The following is a 20,682-nucleotide window of genomic DNA, read 5'->3' as shown; positions in this document are numbered from 1 at the left end:
CAACTTTTGGTGAAGAGCCATTCTTTTCTTATAAAAACATTAGATTGAGTCATTAATATGAGAACAGCACGGATCTAACAGTCCTATTCTTGCGCTTATGCCAGTCAAGAACCGCCTAGCATGTTCCCATTATGAAAGGAGAATGAACATGGAAGAGTATATGTTAGAAACCCGTCATATAAGCAAAGCGTTTGGGAAACAACTCGTCGTAGATGATGTATCCATTAAAGTCAAGAAACAGACGGTTTATGGATTGCTCGGGCCAAATGGAGCGGGAAAATCCACTCTTTTAAAAATGCTGACAGGGCTTTTGCGTCCCACAAAAGGGGAAATCGTCATCAACGGCCATCCTTGGAGCAGAAAAGTCCTGAAAGATATCGGCGCACTGATCGAATCCCCGGCTCTTTACGGCAATTTAACAGCCTATGAGAATTTACTCGTTCACGCCAAATTGCTTCATTTGCCCGACTCGCGAATCCAAGAAGTTTTGAACATCGTCGGCTTAGAAAATACGGGGAAAAAGAAAGCATCTCAATTTTCCCTTGGCATGAAGCAAAGGCTAGGAATTGCCAAAGCTCTTTTAAACCATCCAAAACTGCTCATTCTCGACGAACCGACAAATGGCTTGGACCCATTAGGCATCCAGGACTTGCGAACACTCATTAAATCGTTTGCCGAAAACGGGATCACCGTCATCCTATCGAGCCATATTTTGTCCGAAGTCAAACAATTAGCCGATTACATTGGCATTATTCAAAACGGAAAACTCAGGTACGAGGGGAAAATAGACGAGAGTCAAGATCTCGAAAAACTCTTCATCGATGTTGTGAACAAGCAATGAAGGAGGATGGGAGTCATGCTCAATATGTTCCAGTCAGAACACTTAAAATACAAGCGAACGTTTGCCAAAAAACTTATATTCATCGCTCCGCTTTTCTTTGTCCTGTATGCCATGATCACCATGCCAACCATGAATTCAACGCGCCATTATTTTGAATACACGGTATTTAATTGGTGGCCGTTGATTTTTGTTCCCATTGGAACGGCCTTGACTGCTTCCCTTTCAGTGTCAAGGGAGAAAAAGTCCGGAAACGATAAAGCGCTGCGTTGTCTCGACATTAGCATTGTGCGTCTATGGTGGAGCAAAATCGCCGTCATCGCCTATTATATGTTGCTCTCCACTATCGAGCTGATCGTCCTGCTTGTTTTATTGAAATGGTTTTTGCCCAACAGCCTCTCATCCGCTACTGTCGCGGTGTTTGCCAGCTTGGTCATTTGGATGAGTTCTTTATCCTATATCCCGATCGGATTATTTATCGCCGAGCGGTTCGGGATGGCAGCCTCGATCCTTGTCAGTGTCATCGGCCTCGCCTTAGGGGTCGTCATGGCTGCACAGCCTTACTGGCTGTTCATTCCATGGAGCTGGGGAATGAGGATGATGTGCCCGATCGTCGGGGTTCATCCGAACGGCGTTCCTTTGGAAAAAGGGAATTCGCTATTGGATCCTTCTGTCATTCCAATAGGCCTAACGACTGCCCTTGTCATGTTTCTGTTGCTATCTTTTCTGACCGCCGTTTGGTTTTCGCGAAAGGAAGTGCATTGACATGTCGTTTCTTCGCCTTCTGTCATCCGAATGGATCAAAACGAAACGCACAGCAGTTCGGATCATGGTCATCATCATACCAATCCTGTATCCGCTCTTTATGGTATGGTATTTTTCGCACTACCGACATTCCGTGTTTTGGCAGGTGAAAATCTACCAAGGTTTTTTCGAAGTGATGACCGTTTCCTTGCCGATCATCATCTCCTTGCTTACCGGACTGATGTCCTATCAAGAAGAAAAAGCAGGAAATTTCATGAACATCTTGGCCGGCCCTGTATCCAAAATCAAATGGTATGTTGGCAAACTCACGCTGCTCATCTTCATCGCATGCGCGGATATCTTGCTGGCGACGATGGTTATGCTCTTTGGAATGAAATACGTACTCAACGTCGCGCCCATTCATGATCACTTATTTTTGCAAGGAGCCATGCTCTCGATCGTGGGCTCACTGATCCTTTTTTCCTTGCATCTGTTCATCAGCCTTGCCTTTGGAATGGGAGCATCGATTGCCATCGGGAGCGGCGGATTTCTCATTTCCGCCCTTATTGGCGCAACGTCCTTAGGCGATCATATATGGAGCTATGTTCCTTGGGCTTGGGGTGTTCGCCTCTCACAATTTCCGATTTTGATGATGCCCGAAGTAAAGCAAGCATTGGGGGCGCAGTTGTTCAATTCCTATTCGCTATCATTGTGGGAAGGGATGGCCTATGCCCTTCTAGGCTTTATCATCGTGACCATCATCGGTTCAGTCTGGTTTCATCGTTGGGAAGGAAATCAACCACATGAATGAAAGTTCACTGCTCCCTCTCAATGGGATGGTAAAAAAGGAGGTTTCAGAGTAACGATGAAAAACTCCATCTTACTCCTCATGTTGATTGGAATCCTCTTTATAGGAGGTTGTTCACTTGTCAGTGACTTAAAAAAGACAGCCACACAAAATATGGAGATCGATCGGAAATTGCCAAAATATGAGTTGAACAAAGACAATTTGCAAGAAATTCACTATCAAGACCGAACGTACATCATTCAGGCAGCAAAAGTAGATCGACATCAATTGCACAAACCAATCGGGAAAGTAGCGGAGACGATCACCATCAATGAGCATCATCAAATCTTGAGTAAAAAAGAGCTGCGAAAGATCGAAGTCATTCCCGATCAAACGGATGAAAAACGAACTCACTTGAACTTTGGTTGGGTATACAGCATCAAAGGCGTAAACCCAGATGAAGAAGTGGCTGTTACGGTGAACCACCAATTTTTGATTGCTAAAAGAAAATAAAGGCTTAGAGACTGTCAGCTAGGGAAAGAGAAATTCCTCCCCAGCTGCATTCTCCACTCTCTATAACGGCGGAAAGCCCATAAGATTGGATGATTAATCAGATAGCTCCTTAATATAAAATTCAACCGTCGCTCCGCCTTTTTCATTGTTGTAGGCCCAAATTTCACCGCCATGATGATTCACAATTCGTTTGGCAATATACAGTCCTAATCCAACATGATTTTTATACTGCTTATCCTGGTAAAAAGGCTGGAACAACAAAGACGTATCGTTTTCTTTAAATCCCGTTCCTGTATCTGAACAGCGAAAATAGATTTTACACTCATTCCCCTCTTTTTCATCATGTACTTCCAACTTAATTTCTCCGCTTTTTGTAAACCTCAGGCTGTTGTATAAAATATTGTCCAACACTCTCATTAACATCGCTTCATCAAGTATGTAAGATGATTTTTGCAAATTCACATCAAAGCAAATGTTTATCGATTTTTGATGGTAAACCATTGTTGAGATCTCTAGTTTTTTCTCCTCAAGGATTTGCCTTACATCCACTTCTTTTCCATTCAATGAGAAGTGGTCATTCTCCACTTTATAGAGCAACGACAAATTATCTGTCAACATGGTCATCTTCCCACAGTTTTTGCGAATAATCTCTAAATGGGGAGTGACATCAAAGTGGTCCAACTTTCTCAAATCTTGAATCAAATCAATTTGTCCTTGGATGACCGTTAACGGGGTTCTGATATCATGTGCGATCGATGATACCATCATTTTTCGTTCGTCATCGGTCTTTGCTAAACGTTCCACCATTTCTTTCAGTGCACTGATCATGGTATTAAAGGAATCCTGGATCTTGATAAACTCTTTTCTTTTCAACCCCGAGACTTGAAAATCAAAATTCCCGCTTGCAATGTGATCAGAAGCCTGGAGCAACAATTTGACATTATGAAACAATGATTTGTACAGCCTAGATGTAAAGAAAATCAAATAGACAATAAAAAAGATCAACGGAGAAATAAACATCACAGCATAAATCAACACGGCTTCGAAGCGATTTTGATTGTTAATGATGAACCCAAAAGGCGCTTTCAACACATATACCGCCTGAATGGCGTTATCATGCTTCAAGGGAATGAACCGATACACATAGCTTCCTTTTACAATCTCACGGTTGATCGATTGACTAATATCCACTTGATCGTCTATAATTTCTCGATCACCATACAGATGCTTACCGCTGATGTCTACAACTTCTCCCTGTATCTTTTCACTGTAACGATGGATGGGAATTAATCTCCCCTTGAAAATCGCCTCTTCGTTTTCTTTCACCTTTTTTTCAATCAAATCCAAATCCTTCACGAAATAATTGGTCGGTTTCACCACATCGTTCGTGGTTAATGTCATAATCAAATAGATTAAGCATAAATAAGTAACGGCCGAAGAGATTGCCGTTGCCAACACGACTTTCACAACTAACAAATAAAAATCTCGTTTAATCGTTTTATTCTTTTTCATCGGTCACATCCCATTTATAACCGAGCCCATATAATGTTTGAATATAAGAGGTTTCTGGATCGACGGCCTTGATTTTCTTTCGAATATTTTTAATGCTTTCTGTAACAGTGTCTAACTGGCTGTCGGAGTCAATCCCCCATACTCGTTCAAAGATTCTTTCTTTGGAGAAAACGACCTTTTTATTGAGCATCAACAACTTAACAATCTCATATTCTTTTTTTGTTAACGGTAATTTCTTTCCTTTACAAAAGACTTCGTTAGCCAAAAGATCAATCGTAATATTTTTAGAACTCAAAAGATATCTCTCGTTTGAACGAATCCGTTCTTCCCTTCTTAAATGAGAATCAATTCTCGCCTTTAACTCCTTTAAGCTGAACGGTTTGGTGATGTAATCATCCCCACCGATCGCCAGAGCTTGAACCTTATCTTCCTCCAGCGTTTTAGCACTAACAAATACAATAGGGTAATCAACCCGATCACGAATGATTGTACACAGCTCCATTCCGTCAATTCCTTCCATCATGATATCCAACACAATCAAATCAAAATCGTCGTTTATCATCTTCAACGCTTCTACGCCGCTGTGGACCGTTTCTACCTGATAATGATGAAGCTCCAAATATTGTTTAATGGTGCAGCAAATATCTTCATCATCATCAACGACCAAAATTTTCTTGTTATTCATCTTTTGATCCCCCATACAGTTGAATCGCATTTTAACCTATTCCATCCCCATATCATGGGGTAATCTCATAACACCGTTGCATTGTTCATAGGTGCAATGTGAAGCTTTACTCTTTGTTGCTTTTTACTAAAAAATGCGCACGTCTTGAGTGACGCCCGGGTGAAAGACACCTCTTGTCTATGAACCTTTTCCAACATATTTGATCGATGACCGGTCGATCGAACAACACCCTTTTTAGGGAGTTGTTCGACCGATCGGTACGCCAAGGTATGATGGAGCCCCCTCTGCGGCTTGCCTCTAACCATCGATCAGTCGGCTTTTCCATTGTATATAAACAACATTTAAACTTCAGATAATAAAAATGCACAATCCCAAGGCGTTTTTTTCGAGTTTTGTATAGCTAATATCGTCAATAAAATTCCCGCTGTTCCATCGATTAGTCCCACATAATCATAATATTTCGTGCTTCCTTCGCTCTCCTCAATATTTTTAAAGCCAAAAGGGAATTCCTCATTATAAAATTTTATTATATCATCGACTAATTTGCAGGCGGCTTCCTTAAAATCGCTGATATTCGTTTCTTCATAAAATCTGTTGCATATATACGCAACTCCCGATAAACCATGACAGAAGGAAGGAGAAAAAATGTTGTAAAGCCGTTTGCTTGCCAGTTTCATTCCGCTGACAGCACAATCAATGTATGATTGATTATTTAGAGTTTTACCTGCTATAAGTAACGAATAAGCAACACCAGGCGTGCCATAACACCAGGCATCCCTTGTATCTTTGTTTAGGACAGAGCCATTTTTGTATTCCTCATTACACACATGACAGTCATTCTGCCGTAATATGGGTCATACCCGTAATCACCCCTTCATTCATCGAATATACTTCATGGCATAATGACTGAATGTCCACCTTGTTGTGAGACGTCAACAAAATGGTGCAGCCTCTTTTGTTTTCCTCCCGAATAATTTGGTACACTTGGTCCACCGATTTTTCATCCAAAGCATTCATCGGTTCATCGAGCAACATCAGCTGCGGTTTCTCCATGATGCATTGTGCGATGGCCAGTCTTTGTCTCATTCCAAGAGAGTACGCTTTCACCGGCCTTTTATCATGCGGATTCAACCCCACTCGCTCGATCGCCTCTTTTACCTCACGTTCGCCGATTTTGTTCTGAATCATGGCTAAAAAATGCAAATTATCGAATCCTGAGTATTGTTCAAGGAAACCTGGTTTTTCCAACAAAACAGAAATATCGCTCGGAAATGATACATCTTGGTGCAACGTCTGGCCAAATACCGCCACCGTGCCGCTGGACGGCTTCACAAGTCCGCTGATGACTCGGAATAACATCGTTTTTCCCGACCCGTTCGGTCCGACAAATCCATAAATCTTTCCTCTTTCCAACTCTAAGTTGATATTGCGCAAAACTTCCCTTGCTTTTATCGTTTTGGAAACATTGGATAAGACGATCGCCTTCATAATTGAAAACCTCCTACATATAATCCGCGTTCTTCACTCTCTTGATCGTCCAATACCCGAACGCAACGATCGACAAGAGCTCCACCATCAACGCCGACCAGAACATCGAGCTGCTCCGCACGAGATCCGCCATGCTGTAGTACAAAGGAATAAAAGGCGTTGGCATCTTGACACCCACAAAAAACAAAGCGAGAATGACAACATTCGCCAAGTGATGGGTTGCATACACGTTCAACAACATCCACACGCTGGCGTGCCAATACAAATTCACGGCGATGCCCACGAACATGAGCACGAGCGAACGGTCAAACGAAAACGCCATATGCGACACAAAGAGACCGAAGCCGCCAGCGATCAAAAACACCGACAAGACATACACCAATGTAAATAGAACACCTGCCAGCAGCCTAGCCATCGTGTACGACGTCGTATCCCTCAACAAAATGAACAGTTTATGTTCAAAATATTTATCCCGCTTTTTCCAAACGATTTGGAGCAACACCACATAGCCGAAGCAAATCATCAGCCAATACATCCAATTCGAGATCGTCACCGCTCCGAATAAGCGGGAGAACAACTCCGATAGGCATTGGGAAGAAAACGCCTCTGACCAGCTGGACATCAAAGTGCCCAACAGTGGGAACAGGAGGCAGGTGATGACAATTCTTTTGACATCCATTTTGATCAGGGTAAACTCCAAATGCATCGGTTTCATAAAAGATCATCCTGAACATAGTAGTTTTTTTGGCTTGACGAAAGGCAAATGGTATAGACCAGCACCAGCATCATCGCAATGAGAACTAAGATTGTCCAAACGGGAGCCGTCTGTTCACTTATGTAAAACAAATAAGGGAGCATGTGCACAGTGAACATATCCAATACAGCCAGTATGATGACGGCAGCGAAGGCGAAAAAGCGGTTCCCCCCAAAATCAATGAATGCGACAAACAACAATCCGTATATCGCGGTGACGAAAAAGTACATGACAAGAAAATAGAGAAACGAGCTTTTATCCCCACTATGCGGCACGTACAAAAAAGCCGCATGGGCGTTTGGCATATTAGGATAGATGACGTATTTCACAAACATTGTACATAATCCGCCTACTGCGGCAACCCAAAGAGACACGCCCCCCGCCAGAACGACGACCAGCAACGCTTTATGAAGACCGATTTGCCTCCGCGTGCGGTATCTTCTTAGCACCACCCACGCATTGGTTTGAAGCGCGGAACCTAAAAGAAACAAAAAAGCAGGGAGATGAAAAAATTCATACCGATAAAGCAAGATAAAATCTTTGAGGCTGTGCCACTTCCCCACCACCACCATTCCTAGCGGCAAGATGCCCGCCACCATCAACAAAGCCATGACGCCCAAAATCATTTTGATGACGGTTCGATGCAACAGCAAATCTTGCCAAACAAAAAAAACGTTCTGTCTAGAGAACATCTTCACTTTTCTTCACTCCATATGAAAATACCGCTACCGCAATCAACAATTGGAGGACAAACACGATGACGATTTTCCAATAGGACAATCCTTCCACTGGTTGTGAAGGGATTAAGAAATTAAACGGATCCCAAGCCAATTGGTTGGTGATAGTCAGCGCCGCCCAACAAACCATATAAATGATTTGTGGCATCAAAGTAATCAAATACCGATTTTTCAACAACAAGGAAAATCCTAACCCAAGGCAGACGTAGCCGCTGGCAAACAATCCGCCAATGATATAATACGCGAGAACATACCAATAAGGGGAGATCTCCAATAAAGGAGAAAAAAGGCTTTTCTTTTCCCCTTCAAACGAATTGTCCGGCAACGGCAACGTGCCATTGACCAATTGCCGATATGCCTGGGAAAAGCTCGAATAATCCCAATGGTTGGTCAAAAGGTTGACGAGCACGACGCCAAAAAGAAGAGGAAGGAGAAACAAGAAAAACGCGCTGATATAAGAAAACAAAAATTTCCCCCAGTAATAAGCGCTTCTTCCCATCCGTGTCAATTGATAATGAACATTTCCGCTCTTTCGCTCACGATCAATCGAATCCACCAATGGAATCGACAACAATAATGGAAAAAGGAAGTAATATAGAGATGAAAATACGTTAAAGCGGAAGCCTCCTAGACCAACCCATTCAAGGTGAGGCGATGCCAAGGCGAAAACATTTGGATTGTCGTGGTAAATTCGTTCAAGCAACTGCACATTTTCACGATAATCTTTCACCCCCAACACGACGGCGCCGATGACAAGCAGCAACAGGCAGGCTGCGCTGATGTAAAAGTTCCTATTTTTCAAAAGTTTGATCAATTCTATATACATACTATCATCTCCTAATTCTTCTGTTAAGGACGGTCTTCTTTGTGATATTGAAGAAGACCGCCCCGACCAAGAAAACCTCTTTCTTGTCCAAGTTGACTGAACATACCTATAAATCGATCAATTGTCGGGATAAAATTTGCCTGCGATGTCAACTGTAACGTAAGTGAAGGATGCATTTTCCGCCATTAATGAAACTTTTTTGCCAACAGCACTTTGGTCGACAGTGAAATAACGCGTGTCATTATCGGTTACATTCAGCGCGGTTGGCGACACTTTCGTGGAACCTTGCTGAATCCACATGTTTGCTTTATAATCGGCGCCCACAACCGAATTTTCCACTTTACTTTTACTGTTTGTCGCTTTATTGGCGCTTGCTAATTCCGTATCGCCTTGAAAACGAGGGAGAACCCCAGCATACGTAACATAAGATGCGGCGCTGACTCCCCCTACCACAATGAATGAGATAAAAGCAAGCAAAGTAGTAACCATTTTAAGTTTTTCCTTCATGATTCGATCCCCTCTCCCCTAATAAATTTTGAAAACGCAGGATCGTCCTCCCTCTAGAAATGTTGATTTATCAAGGCTTTTCGGCCTCTCAGGGGTGTCCAAAAAATATTTTTCGACAAAATCCCTTACATCCTTTTTCAGTTTTGTGGATATCTTACAGACCTAGGGTGCGCTTCGCGGCCACGGCTGGACATATTTTCCTGCCGTGGGAGGAAGCGTATTCGATGCACCCTTTGGATCTCCGCGTCGCTGATGAGGACGAACCCTCCCATGTCTCCGGGCGTCTTCGCGCCAACATTCCCTCGTTCGGTCTCGTCATCAGGCGGAGGCCGGCCAAGCTCCTTTGGGGACTCAAGGTCGAATGGATAAAATCACGCCAGCTTCTCCGGTGTCATCCTGTTGTCCAACGATTCTTCCGTTCGCAGGGGGAGGCCTTAGGCCGCCCGTTGCACCTGGGACAAGACGTCCTGTTTCATTCGCTCCGCGTCAAAGGCTTGTTTCTTCGTACAAATCGCAAACAGCACATTCAACAGCTTCCGGCACAAGGCGACGATGGATTGCTTTCCGGTCAGCGGGTTGACGGATCGGGTCGTGTAATATTCATGCAGCTCGCGAAACGCCTCGTTGTGCCGGATCAGCGGAATCATCGCCCGAAACAGCACCGAGCGCAGCCGTTTCCGTCCCCGTTTGGAGATGTGCTTTTGCCCTTTGCGCTGGCCGGAGGAGTTCTCCTTGAGCGTCAGGCCCGCCAACTTCACCAATTGGCGCGGGTCCCGATAATGGGCGAAGCTGCCGATCTCCGCCAGAAGATCGATGATCATGGCGTCTCCCAACCCGTCGACCGTTTTCAACCATTGGTACTCCATCGTCGTTTGAACCAATGCCTTCAACTCGGCGTCCAGTGCAGCGATCTCCGCCTCCAATTGGCGGTATCGGCGGACGAGCGCGGCGATCTCAAACCGGGCCATCGCTGTCCCTTCCGTCACCCCAATCGAGTCCTTCGCGGTGTTGATCAACGCCTGAATTTTGGCCTTCTGCGGGCATTTCATCCCTTCGCTTTGCCGGTACACCTCAAGAAGCTCCTCCACCGTCCGGCCGGCCATATCAGCCGGAAGCGGCGTCCACTCCAACACCGAAAGCGCCGTTTTCCCCAAGTCACGAAACACGGTCCAAAACTCTGGAAAATACCGATCCGTCCAGCGGACGATCGCGTTTTTCACCGCCGTCTGTTCCTTGCGGAGCTTCTCTTTGAGCGTGCTCCCCACGCGCAAATCGGCTTCAATCTCGTGCAGCAGCCGGGGGACGAGGAATCGTCCGTCTTTCGCCAGTCTGGCAATGACCAGGGCGTCTTTGGCGTCGTGTTTCGTCGGCAGGTTGTCATCGAGTTCTTTCGACCGGCACACATGCGCCGGGTTGACCATGACCAACGGGATCCCGTGCTCCTCGAGGAAGTAGGCCAGGTTCAACCAGTAGTGCCCGGTCGGCTCCACCGCGACGATCACCTCTGACTTCCCAAACGCTTGCATCGCCTCCTGAATCGCTTTATACAGCTGCTGAAACCCCTCTTTCGACTGGAAGATCGGGAACGACTTGCGAAGCACGCGCCCCCGGTCATCCACGAAGCAGGCGTAGTGGGTTCGTTTCGCGATATCGATGCCCACGACAAGCGTTTGTTCCGTAACTTGATCAATTTTATAGTTTTGTGTACAATTCATCTGAAGTCCTCCTTGGTATGGTGAGAGATGTGGTTGACACCCCTGCATCATACCAAGAGGGCTTTTTTTGATCAAGTCCCCGGAAAAGCTCCTAACGGGAATGCTCCTTTCCATATGTTGATATCTATCATTAACTACTTGATGAAAGATGTATAAAGACATCATAGATTCCATCTTTTTTCACCAAGCAGTTAATGAGCAAGCTGAAAAACTCCTTTTTCACATTTAGAATAGATTGAAATTCTAAGGTTTTTCTAATGTGCCGGTATATATTTGGTTCATCACCAAAAGATGTACTTGCACCTGTCATGAAAGTATGTTAGCTGTTTCTAGCCGAACCCGCAGTGCAAAACGCTGGATATTTCGGTATCCGTATCCCCGACGTTTCATCAGCTTGATCTTGTTATTCGTTCCCTCCATCTTCCCATTCGAATAAGGAGACAATATGCATGAAATGATTTCATCTGTTCGTTTGACAAGTGCTTTTGCGATGGCACGAACAGCGGAACAAGGACAAAACAAGTATCGATGAATCCAAGCGTTCTGCCACTTCTGCACCGTTTGGCGTTCCTCCTCGGTGAGTTTCTCGGGGCACTGGGTCAAGAAGCGGCAAACATACCGAACATGCCCATGTTTCTTGCCCTCTTTTCCTAAGGATTTGCGGCATCGATCCAACGCTTCTGTAAACAACTGAATCACATGAAAATCATCGACCACATGCTTCGCTTCCGGACACATCCCTTGAATGGCTTTTTTCATCGCTGGAGCCAAATCGCTCACGACATACTGAACAGAATCAGACACATGAGCCAACGCACGTCCAATGGCTTCCTCGTTCTTTCCTGCTTCAATGGCATACACTTCTCCCGTTTCGGCATCCATGACCGCCACTCCGTAGTCATGTCCTTTTCGAAACGCAAACTCATCGACACAAACTGCCTTTGGTTGGATGTCATTCGATAGGAAGGAAGGGGCATGGGTATAAAACCAACGTTCAACGGTCGTGTAAGGAAGCTGGAGCATTCGAGCCACCGCCTGAATGGAGGTTCCGATGCAACATTGCGCTGCCCATTGCTGAAACGCATCCGTCGCTACACTTCGAGGGGAAATTCCGGGATAAGAAGTGCTGAATGTCATGCCACACGTGCCACAACGTCTACGCTCCACAGGGAGTTCCACCCAAAAGATGCCGATCCGTTGAGCATACCCATGCATCCATTGCTTCTTTTTGCCTGTCATTTTGATCGTACGCTTCAAGCAGACAGGACATAACGGGCATTGTTCGGTGGGAGAAAGTTCGAAAATCCAACGTTCTTCTTCTTTTCGCACCTTTTGAATCAAAACATCTGGTAAATCGATGAGTTCTTTGATAAACTGAGCGTACATGCGAATTTTCCTCCAATGGGTTGGCTTGGTCACCTTTACCATACAGGAAAATTCGCATTTTTTGTACCCTCTATTTTCTCTATGCATACCTATCTTAAAATCTCAAGTACAACTTGTGGTGAAGAGCCAAAAATTTCGAACAGAAGATTTTATCCATGCTTATACAAAATCATTGACCCGTGATGCTAGTGGAACGCTGCGTTCAACTAGCATCACTATATGCAACTTAAATGCTATCATACGCGTAAGAAAGATCTCGGGCCAAGGCGATGCGGTTTCTATCAAGGAAGCGGGGGTGATGCCCGCTGCCCGTCGTGTATTCGCTGGCCTCCGCACGATCGTTGCCAGCCAGCTCTCAGGATGCTGCTTTGCGTGCCGGAATTGCGCAAAAGTGAAAGCCGTGAACAATGGGAAGGAGAAGAACGGTTTGCTCCGCAAATCAAAAAAGAGCGCCCTGTTTTTTCGCTTAGGACACTCTTTATATTTTCTAAATGTTTCCTATATCCGCTTCGCTACTTCTACTTCACCCCCACCGTCTGGCTTTGGCGAATGGCTTGGCGCAAGTCGTCCAAAATATCGTCGATCGCTTCGGTGCCGACAGACAGACGCACAAGGCCTGGGGTGACGCCGGCGGACAGCTGTTCTTCCGGGGTCAGCTGCTCATGCGTCGTGCTGGCTGGGTGGATGATGAGCGATTTCGAATCGCCGATGTTGGCCAAATGCGAGAACAGCTTCACCGAGTCGATCAATTTTTTCCCGGCTTCGACGCCGCCTTTGATTTCAAACGTGACGATCGCGCCCTGCCCATTCGGCAAATACTTTTTCGCCAGTTCATGCGACGGATGGCTCGGAAGCCCTGGGTAGTTGACCGATTCGACGGCTTCTTCCTCTTCTAAAAACTTAGCAACAGCGAGCGCATTTTCGCTATGACGCTGCATCCGCAAGTGAAGCGTCTCTAATCCTTGCAAAAGCAAAAACGCATTAAACGGCGACAGTGCCGCTCCTAAGTCGCGCAAGAGCTGAATGCGTGCTTTCGTGATGTACGCCGCTTCGCCGACGGCGTCCACATACACCAACCCGTGGTAGCTTGGGTCTGGCTCGGTGAACTCCGGAAACTTGCCGCTCCCTTTCCAGTCGAACTTGCCGCTGTCCACAATCACACCGCCGATCGAATTGCCGTGCCCGCCGATGAACTTCGTCGCTGAGTGGACGACGATATCGGCGCCGAATTCAATCGGCCGCAATAAGTATGGACTGGCCACCGTGTTGTCGACGATGAGCGGAATGGCATGGCGATGGGCGATGTCGGCCACCGCTTCGATGTCGAGCACATCGTTTTTCGGGTTGCCGATCGTTTCCGCAAACAACGCTTTCGTTTTGTCGGTGATCGCCCGCTCAAAGTTTTCCGGATCGGACGGATCGACAAACTTCACCGTAATGCCGAACTTGCGCAGCGTATGGGCGAACAAGTTGTACGTTCCGCCGTAAATGGACGACGACGAGACGATTTCATCGCCCGCCGAGGCGATGTTGATGATCGAATAAAACACCGCCGCCTGCCCCGATGACAGCGCAAGCGCTCCAATGCCGCCTTCAAGCGCCGCGATCCGTTTTTCCAAGACATCGTTTGTCGGGTTCATAATGCGCGTGTAAATAAACCCTTCCTCTTTCAAGCCAAACAAATTGGCCGCATGCTCGCTGTCGCGGAATACATACGAGCTTGTTTGGTAAATCGGCACCGCCCGCGCGCCCGTTTCCGCATCCGGTTTTTGCCCGGCGTGGATGGCGAGCGTCTCCGGGCGGAAAGTTTGTTCATTGCTCATCGTTTCCTCTCCCCTCTTTGACCCTTCGAGATTTCATATCCTACTAAATCAATTGGTTTTTTCTTATAAAAAATCTATCATTCGATCACAACGTTTGTCAATTGTATTTTTTTAATAGTGCAAAAATTTTTATTGAAAACAGAGCCTGCCGGTGGGCAGGCCTCCTATTGTTTCATTATCGTTTTCCAATTTCCTCTACTAACAGCTTATTGACAAGCGGCGGATTCGCTTGTCCTTTCGTCGCTTTCATCACTTGGCCGACAAGGAAGCCGAGCGCGCGGTCTTTGCCGTTTTTATAGTCTTCGACCGACTGCGGGTTGGCGTCGAGCACTTCGAGCACAATTTTGCGCAACGCTCCTTCGTCGGAAATTTGCACGAGCCCTTTTTCTTTGACGATTTTCTCTGGGTCGCCGCCGTGTTCGACGAGTTCTTTGAACACTTTTTTCGCGATTTTCGACGAAATCGTGCCGTTTTGGATGAGTTTGATCATCCCAGCCAAACTTTCCGGCGTCAACGCGATGTCATGGAGCTCTTTTTGCTCGGCGTTTAAGTACCCGGATACTTCGACCATGAGCCAGTTCGACGCCAGTTTCGGATCGGCGCCGTTTGCGACCGTTGCTTCGAAGAAATCCGCCATTTCTTTGGTCAGCGTCAGCACTTTGGCGTCGTATTCCGGCAAGCCCCACTCCTCGATATACCGCTTCCGGCGGGCGTCAGGCAGCTCCGGAATCGAGGCGCGGACACGCTCTTTCCATTCGTCGTCAATATAGAGCATGACCAAGTCCGGCTCCGGGAAGTAGCGGTAGTCTTCCGATCCTTCTTTGACGCGCATGAGGACGGTCGTTTTCGTCGCTTCGTCAAAGCGCCGCGTTTCTTGGCGGATGACGCCGCCTGAAAGCAAAATTTTCTCCTGCCGCTTCGCTTCGTATTCCAACCCCATGCGGACGAAGTTGAACGAGTTGAGGTTTTTCAATTCCGTTTTTGTGCCGAACTTGTCCGAACCGAGCGGGCGAAGCGAAATATTGGCGTCGCAGCGAAGCGACCCTTCTTCCATTTTGCAGTCGGAAACGCCGGTATATTGGATGATCGCTTTTAATTTTTCCAAGTAGGCGTACGCTTCTTCCGGCGAGCGGATGTCTGGCTCGGAGACGATCTCAATGAGCGGCGTCCCTTGACGGTTAAAATCCACGAGCGAATAGCCGTCGCCCGTATGCGTCAGCTTGCCGGCGTCTTCTTCGAGATGGATGCGGGTGATGCCGATTTTTTTCTTTTTTCCGTTTACTTCAATTTCAATCCAGCCATTTCGGCCAAGCGGCTGATCGTATTGCGAAATTTGGTACGCTTTCGGGTTGTCCGGATAAAAGTAGTTTTTGCGGTCGAATTTCGTCTCGGTCGCGATTTCGCAGTTTAACGCCATCGCCGCTTTCATCGCAAACTCGACCGCCTGTCGGTTCAACACCGGCAGCACGCCTGGATACCCTAAGTCAATGACGTTCGTTTGCGTGTTCGGGGGCGCGCCGAACGCGTTCGGGCTGCTGGAGAAAATTTTCGATTTCGTTTTCAGCTCGACGTGCACCTCAAGTCCGATGACCGTTTCAAAGTTCATCACCTAACCTCCCTTACAACACCGGTTTTTGCTTATGGTAGTCGGTCGCTTGTTCAAAAGCGTGGGCGACGCGGTAGACGGTGCTTTCATCAAAGTGCTTGCCGATAATTTGCAAGCCGACCGGCAAGCCATCAACAAAGCCGCACGGCACAGAAATCGCCGGTACACCCGCAAGGTTGACTGGAATCGTTAAAATGTCGTTCATGTACATCGTCAGCGGATCACTCGTTTTCTCGCCGATTTTAAACGCCGGCGTCGGCGTTGTCGGGCCGATGATGACGTCATATCGTTCAAATACGTTTTCGAAGTCGCGCTTGATCAACGTCCGAACTTTTTGCGCTTTTTTGTAATACGCATCGTAATAGCCCGAGCTTAACGCGAACGTCCCGAGCATAATGCGGCGCTTGACCTCCGCCCCAAACCCTTCGCTTCGCGTCAGTTTATACATATCGATCAAGTTTTTCGCGTTGTCCGTCCGATAGCCGTAGCGGACGCCGTCAAAGCGAGCCAAGTTCGCTGATGCCTCGGACGAAGCGAGCAAATAGTACGTCGCCAAGGCGTATTTTGAATGCGGCAGCGACACTTCTTCCCACGCCGCGCCAAGCTTCTCAAGCACGGCAAGCGCCGCAAGCACTGACTGGCGCACGCCTTCATCGACGCCTTCACCTAAATATTCTTTCGGCACAGCGATTTTCAACCCTTTGATATCGCCCGTTAACGCCTCCACATAGTTCGGCACTGGAATGTTCGCTGAAGTCGAATCCATCGGGTCGACGCCCGCGATCGCTTGCAATACATACGCGTTGTCTTCGACCGTGCGCGTAATCGGGCCGATTTGGTCAAGCGACGAGGCAAACGCGACGAGGCCAAAGCGCGAGACGCGTCCGTACGTCGGCTTCAAGCCAACAACCCCGCAAAACGCTGCCGGCTGGCGGATCGAACCGCCCGTATCAGAACCTAAAGCAAACGGCACTTCGCCGGCCGCCACCGCCGCCGCCGAACCGCCGCTCGAGCCGCCCGGAACGCGCTCTAAGTCCCACGGGTTGCGCGTCAGCTGAAACCCGGAGTTTTCCGTCGACGAGCCCATGGCGAACTCGTCCATGTTCAACTTCCCGATCGTGATCGTCCCTGCGGCATTCAACCGCTCCATGACAGTGGCGTCGTAAATCGGGTCAAAGTTGTACAAAATTTTGCTGGCGCATGTCGTACGCAGCCCTTTTGTGACGATGTTGTCTTTAATGCCGATCGGCAAGCCGAACAGCGGGTTCGTTTCTTCGCCTTTGGCGAGCTGGTTATCCAACTCTTTCGCTTTCGCCCGCGCCTGTTCTTCATTTAATGTTAAAAACGCTTGCACTTTCTCTTCCACTTCATCGATGCGGCGGTACGATTCGTCGACTAAATCGGAAATCGACACTTCTTTTTTCTTCAGCAACGTATGTAATTCTGACACGGAATGGTCAAAAAGCGACATAAATCCCCCTCCTTACTCTAAAATGGCCGGCACACGGAACTGGCCGTCTTGCTGATCTGGCGCGTTTTTCAACACTTCTTCGCGCGGCAGCCCCGGTTCTGGAATATCCTCGCGCATCACGTTTCTCATATCAAGCACGTGCGAAGTCGGCGGAACGTTCTCCGTATCCAATTCATTCAGCTGCTCAGCAAACGTAATAATCGCATCGAGCTGTTTCGTAAACATCTCGGCCTCTTCATCCGTAATCGCCAACCGCGCCAAATCGGCGACATGTTTCACTTGGTCAATGGAAATTCGCGACATAGTTTCACCTCCAACGAGTTCGACCTATCACAATACCATGATGATACCAAACTTTTATCCAATGAAGCAACCGTTGCCACGTGTTCTGGGCGAGAATCAATCTATATATTCACGATGCAAATGAATACAACGTTCCATAACATCTCCCAATAGCGAAGGCAGGCGTGAAACCGGGGGGATTTGATGTTTGATGTAGGAATATTTCGTTTTCCTGAACAGCGCACGATGGGATGGCACACGCATGAGTAAACGGTTGATGGGAGGAAAAGGACGAGCTCCTATTTTAGACACAGGAAGGAATCGCTCGTGACGCCTTTTTTTATTCAAAGAAATACGATAAAATGAAAGCACAAGGAGGGAAATTGCATGTCGCTGCCAAATCAAAATCATCCATGGACATATGCAGATTACGTAATCTTCATCGCATTGCCAAAAGTATTCGCTTCCATGGGAGAACCCTCCTGACAAAAATCGGGAGGATTTTTTTGCACCGATATGGAATAAATCCTTGACAAACAAGGAATGTGAAGGAGTTTGTCCGCCATGGATGTTCAAATTTTCTTGATTGACAATCCCGAACATATGTACTATAATGGCTGTAACGGACGAAAAAGGGGGAATCATGACGATGAGTGACGCTTTGCTCGCCCAAGTGCTCGACCGCTTGAACGCGATGGACGGCACGCTCCGCCTGCTTGTCGAAGGGCAAGAGCGGCTCGAGCGTGAACAAATCGCCATTCGCCAGGAACAAGAAGAAATCCGAAAAGAACAACAAGAAATTCGGAGAGAACAACAAGAAATCCGAAAAGAACAACAAGAGATTCGAAAAGAGCAGCAGGAAATCCGCCTGGAACAACAGCGTCTGCGTCAAGAACAAGATTCGCTTCGCGCTGGGCAAACGGAATTGAACGGCATCGTAGCTGCTCTCCTCCACCGCCAAGACGAAACAGACGCCAAACTGGAAGCTCTCGCCGCCGACGTCCACCAGCTTCACCAGGAATTTGCCTCATTGAAACAAACGGTGGACCGCCTCGAACAAAAAATAGACTCCCGTTACGAACAATTGACTGCCCAAATCGAAGACATCAAGCTGGACTTGAATTTTATCGCCCACCGCACCGTCGACAACGAACGAATCATTTACAAGCTGAAAGAAATGTTGTTCCGCTGATCGATTCCATCTAGGAGGAGGTCGCCGCCATGAATGTCGCGTTTGACCATCTCGTCCACTTAACCGAACGACCGGAGCAAGCGAAAACGGCGTTTGAACAATGGGGGTTTACAGCCATCCACGGCGGCCGCCATCCGTCATGGGGAACGTACAACGCCTTATGTTACTTTGAGCATTTGCGCTACATTGAATGGATCGGCATTGCTGATAGACAGACGGCGAGAACGTGCGGAAATCCGCTCATCGCCCAGCTTGTCGCCGACCGCCAAGAAGGAAACGGCTTCTCCCAATTTGCCTTCCGCACGAACAACATCGAAGCGGTGGCGGCACATCTCAAACGAAACGGGTTTACCCCAATCGGTCCGCTCCCCGGCAGCCGCGAGCGCGATGACGGCAAGCGGCTGACATGGTCGATGCTGTTTATCGAAGACGACACAGACGGTGCATTTCGCTATCCGTTTTTCATCCAATGGGGCGACGGCGATGACGTGCGGATGAACGAGCTGGCGCCGCTCATGAGACACCCGATTGGCTCTGTTTCGCTGTCGTCAATTAGCATCTACACCCTCGGTCTCCAGCGGGCAGTCAACGGCTACCGCCGGCTGTTTGACTTGCCCAAACCCGATGTCGGGCGCGATGAGGCGGGAGCGTATGCGAAGCTCGCTGTCGGCGGCATTGCGATTCGGTTCTATGAGGCTGACCGACGTCATCCATCAACGCGCCCGTTTTCGTGCCGGATTGTGGGGGTGCAGGAACAGCGCTCCATCGAAATCGATGGCGCGACGTATATCGTTTCCAGGCCGTGACGGGCATTCCTATTCTCACATACTCCCCTTTGCCGCGGAATAAGATGGAATAACCGCACCTTCATCCTCGCGCGGTGAAAACGGCAAAGGGGGAGTCCAACCGTGTCCCACCCGTATGTTTCTCCAAAACTCTCAATGGAAACGATGATCTCGATTATTCGCCACGGCTTAAAGAAAACGACGGCGCCTCAACATATCGTCATCATCGGCGCCGGAATGGCCGGACTTGTCGCAGCGTCATTGCTGAAGCAGGCGGGTCATCGCGTCACCATCTTAGAAGCATCCGAGCGGGTCGGCGGCCGCATCTACACGCTCCGCTCCCACTTTCGCGACGACCAGTATCTCGAAGCCGGCGCGATGCGCATTCCTCACACCCATGCTTTGACGCTGGAATACATCCAAAAATTCAACTTGCCGCTTCACCCGTCCACGGTCAAGAGTGGCGGCGACGGCAAAATGTGTTCATCTGTCCATACAGCGTCGGAACGTCTTCGGCGCTGACAATCAGCTCAAGGTCTTCCGGCGCGGCGAATCCGCTGTCAACTGTATGCCGAAGCAAATGAAGAAGAGGATCGAAAAACCCTTCCACGTTAAGCAGGCCAATCGGTTTTTGGTGGAGGCCGACGCGCGACCACGAGAGCACTTCAAACAGCTCCTCGTACGTTCCATAACCCCCTGGCATGGCGATAAATCCGTCGGCCGCCTCGTACATTTTCGCTTTGCGGGTGTGCATTGTATCGACGACCAACAGTTCGCTCAACCGATTATGCGCCACTTCCCGGTCCTTCAAAAATTGCGGAATGATCCCAACCACGCGCCCTTGATGACGGAGCGCCGCCTCAGCAACCTCTCCCATCAAGCCCCGTGTCCCTCCGCCGTAAATGAGCGTAATGCCGCTTCGGGCTAAAAACGTTCCGAGCGCTTTCGCCGCTTCCTTGTATTTTACGCTTTGTCCATAACTTGATCCGCAAAACACACAGATGGCTTTCATGATCGCGACACACCTTTAC

Annotated in this window: 21 protein-coding genes and 1 pseudogene; 7 read left to right on the top strand and 15 right to left on the bottom strand. The window is 47.9% G+C overall.

Annotation, left to right across the window (positions count from 1 at the left end; translation table 11 throughout):
* The first annotated feature begins 148 nt into the window (after window positions 1–148).
* Genes DI44_RS14525 through DI44_RS14540 form a run of 4 tightly spaced genes read left to right on the top strand, consistent with a single transcriptional unit; the run spans window position 149 to window position 2,882 of the window.
* Window positions 149–841 carry a lantibiotic protection ABC transporter ATP-binding protein gene (locus DI44_RS14525; protein ID WP_033024555.1) on the top strand — a complete coding sequence of 231 codons (693 nt, stop codon included), beginning with the start codon at window positions 149–151 and terminating at the stop codon, window positions 839–841.
* 15 nt (window positions 842–856) lie between these two features.
* The gene (locus DI44_RS14530; RefSeq protein ID WP_033005348.1) at window positions 857–1,603 is read left to right on the top strand and encodes a lantibiotic immunity ABC transporter MutE/EpiE family permease subunit; all 747 of its coding nucleotides are present in this window, start codon (window positions 857–859) and stop codon (window positions 1,601–1,603) included.
* Between the two features lies 1 nt (window position 1,604).
* Window positions 1,605–2,393, top strand: coding sequence for a lantibiotic immunity ABC transporter MutG family permease subunit (locus DI44_RS14535; protein WP_033024554.1), 789 nt, complete (start codon window positions 1,605–1,607; stop codon window positions 2,391–2,393).
* Between the two features lie 54 nt (window positions 2,394–2,447).
* Entirely contained in the window at window positions 2,448–2,882 is a 435-nt protein-coding gene (locus tag DI44_RS14540; RefSeq protein WP_033024553.1) for a NisI/SpaI family lantibiotic immunity lipoprotein, read from the top strand.
* Window positions 2,883–2,975: 93 nt separating this feature from the next.
* On the opposite strand, the gene DI44_RS14545 is transcribed toward DI44_RS14540, so the two are convergent.
* The 14 genes from DI44_RS14545 to gatC form a co-directional block, all read right to left on the bottom strand.
* Window positions 2,976–4,394: a HAMP domain-containing sensor histidine kinase gene (locus tag DI44_RS14545; protein ID WP_033024551.1), complete on the bottom strand. Its 1,419-nt coding sequence runs from the start codon at window positions 4,392–4,394 to the stop codon at window positions 2,976–2,978.
* On the bottom strand, window positions 4,381–5,079 hold the full coding sequence (locus DI44_RS14550) for a response regulator transcription factor (RefSeq protein ID WP_008881436.1): 699 nt from the start codon (window positions 5,077–5,079) through the stop codon (window positions 4,381–4,383). Before DI44_RS14550 ends, DI44_RS14545 begins: the two co-directional genes overlap by 14 nt.
* Window positions 5,080–5,420: 341 nt before the next feature.
* Window positions 5,421–5,906: a lanthionine synthetase LanC family protein gene (locus DI44_RS0116870; RefSeq protein ID WP_241766358.1), complete on the bottom strand. Its 486-nt coding sequence runs from the start codon at window positions 5,904–5,906 to the stop codon at window positions 5,421–5,423.
* A 7-nt stretch (window positions 5,907–5,913) separates the two neighbouring features.
* Window positions 5,914–6,567 (bottom strand): heme ABC exporter ATP-binding protein CcmA, encoded by a 654-nt coding sequence (gene ccmA, locus DI44_RS14555; protein ID WP_011229800.1) that lies wholly within the window; start codon window positions 6,565–6,567, stop codon window positions 5,914–5,916.
* 13 nt (window positions 6,568–6,580) lie between these two features.
* Entirely contained in the window at window positions 6,581–7,282 is a 702-nt protein-coding gene (locus tag DI44_RS14560; RefSeq protein WP_011229799.1) for a hypothetical protein, read from the bottom strand.
* Window positions 7,279–8,019, bottom strand: a complete 741-nt coding sequence (locus DI44_RS14565) for a hypothetical protein (protein ID WP_014194784.1) — start codon at window positions 8,017–8,019, stop codon at window positions 7,279–7,281. Before DI44_RS14565 ends, DI44_RS14560 begins: the two co-directional genes overlap by 4 nt.
* Complete coding sequence (locus DI44_RS14570; RefSeq protein ID WP_011229797.1) at window positions 8,003–8,884, bottom strand: NADH dehydrogenase; 882 nt, start codon at window positions 8,882–8,884, stop codon at window positions 8,003–8,005. Before DI44_RS14570 ends, DI44_RS14565 begins: the two co-directional genes overlap by 17 nt.
* A gap of 117 nt (window positions 8,885–9,001) precedes the next feature.
* Window positions 9,002–9,391, bottom strand: a complete 390-nt coding sequence (locus DI44_RS14575; RefSeq protein ID WP_011229796.1) for a hypothetical protein — start codon at window positions 9,389–9,391, stop codon at window positions 9,002–9,004.
* A gap of 434 nt (window positions 9,392–9,825) precedes the next feature.
* Window positions 9,826–11,106 (bottom strand): IS110 family transposase, encoded by a 1,281-nt coding sequence (locus DI44_RS14580; RefSeq protein ID WP_033024550.1) that lies wholly within the window; start codon window positions 11,104–11,106, stop codon window positions 9,826–9,828.
* Between the two features lie 306 nt (window positions 11,107–11,412).
* Window positions 11,413–12,492: an ISL3 family transposase gene (locus tag DI44_RS14585; protein WP_011229794.1), complete on the bottom strand. Its 1,080-nt coding sequence runs from the start codon at window positions 12,490–12,492 to the stop codon at window positions 11,413–11,415.
* A gap of 518 nt (window positions 12,493–13,010) precedes the next feature.
* Window positions 13,011–14,315, bottom strand: coding sequence for a homocysteine synthase (locus DI44_RS14590; protein ID WP_011229793.1), 1,305 nt, complete (start codon window positions 14,313–14,315; stop codon window positions 13,011–13,013).
* Window positions 14,316–14,490: 175 nt separating this feature from the next.
* Window positions 14,491–15,921, bottom strand: a complete 1,431-nt coding sequence (gene gatB / locus DI44_RS14595; protein ID WP_011229792.1) for an Asp-tRNA(Asn)/Glu-tRNA(Gln) amidotransferase subunit GatB — start codon at window positions 15,919–15,921, stop codon at window positions 14,491–14,493.
* Between the two features lie 13 nt (window positions 15,922–15,934).
* On the bottom strand, window positions 15,935–17,392 hold the full coding sequence (gatA, locus tag DI44_RS14600; protein WP_011229791.1) for an Asp-tRNA(Asn)/Glu-tRNA(Gln) amidotransferase subunit GatA: 1,458 nt from the start codon (window positions 17,390–17,392) through the stop codon (window positions 15,935–15,937).
* A 12-nt stretch (window positions 17,393–17,404) separates the two neighbouring features.
* Entirely contained in the window at window positions 17,405–17,695 is a 291-nt protein-coding gene (gene gatC / locus DI44_RS14605; protein WP_014194780.1) for an Asp-tRNA(Asn)/Glu-tRNA(Gln) amidotransferase subunit GatC, read from the bottom strand.
* Between the two features lie 622 nt (window positions 17,696–18,317).
* On the opposite strand from gatC, the gene DI44_RS14610 reads away from it, so the two are divergent.
* From DI44_RS14610 to DI44_RS17685, 3 genes and pseudogenes are all read left to right on the top strand, one after another.
* Window positions 18,318–18,866 (top strand): hypothetical protein, encoded by a 549-nt coding sequence (locus DI44_RS14610; RefSeq protein WP_014194779.1) that lies wholly within the window; start codon window positions 18,318–18,320, stop codon window positions 18,864–18,866.
* 29 nt (window positions 18,867–18,895) lie between these two features.
* The gene (locus DI44_RS14615; RefSeq protein WP_014194778.1) at window positions 18,896–19,672 is read left to right on the top strand and encodes a VOC family protein; all 777 of its coding nucleotides are present in this window, start codon (window positions 18,896–18,898) and stop codon (window positions 19,670–19,672) included.
* Between the two features lie 135 nt (window positions 19,673–19,807).
* Window positions 19,808–20,098 (top strand): annotated as a pseudogene (locus DI44_RS17685) (FAD-dependent oxidoreductase); the annotation flags it as partial.
* 7 nt (window positions 20,099–20,105) lie between these two features.
* Here the strand turns inward: DI44_RS17685 and DI44_RS14620 are convergent.
* The gene (locus DI44_RS14620; protein WP_011229787.1) at window positions 20,106–20,663 is read right to left on the bottom strand and encodes a TIGR00730 family Rossman fold protein; all 558 of its coding nucleotides are present in this window, start codon (window positions 20,661–20,663) and stop codon (window positions 20,106–20,108) included.
* Window positions 20,664–20,682 lie beyond the last annotated feature (19 nt).

Source organism: Geobacillus sp. CAMR5420, assembly GCF_000691465.1.
GTDB classification, from domain to species: Bacteria; Bacillota; Bacilli; order Bacillales; family Anoxybacillaceae; genus Geobacillus; species Geobacillus thermoleovorans.
Note: the sequence above shows the minus strand (reverse complement) of the source record. Positions and strands in the feature narration are given on the sequence as shown.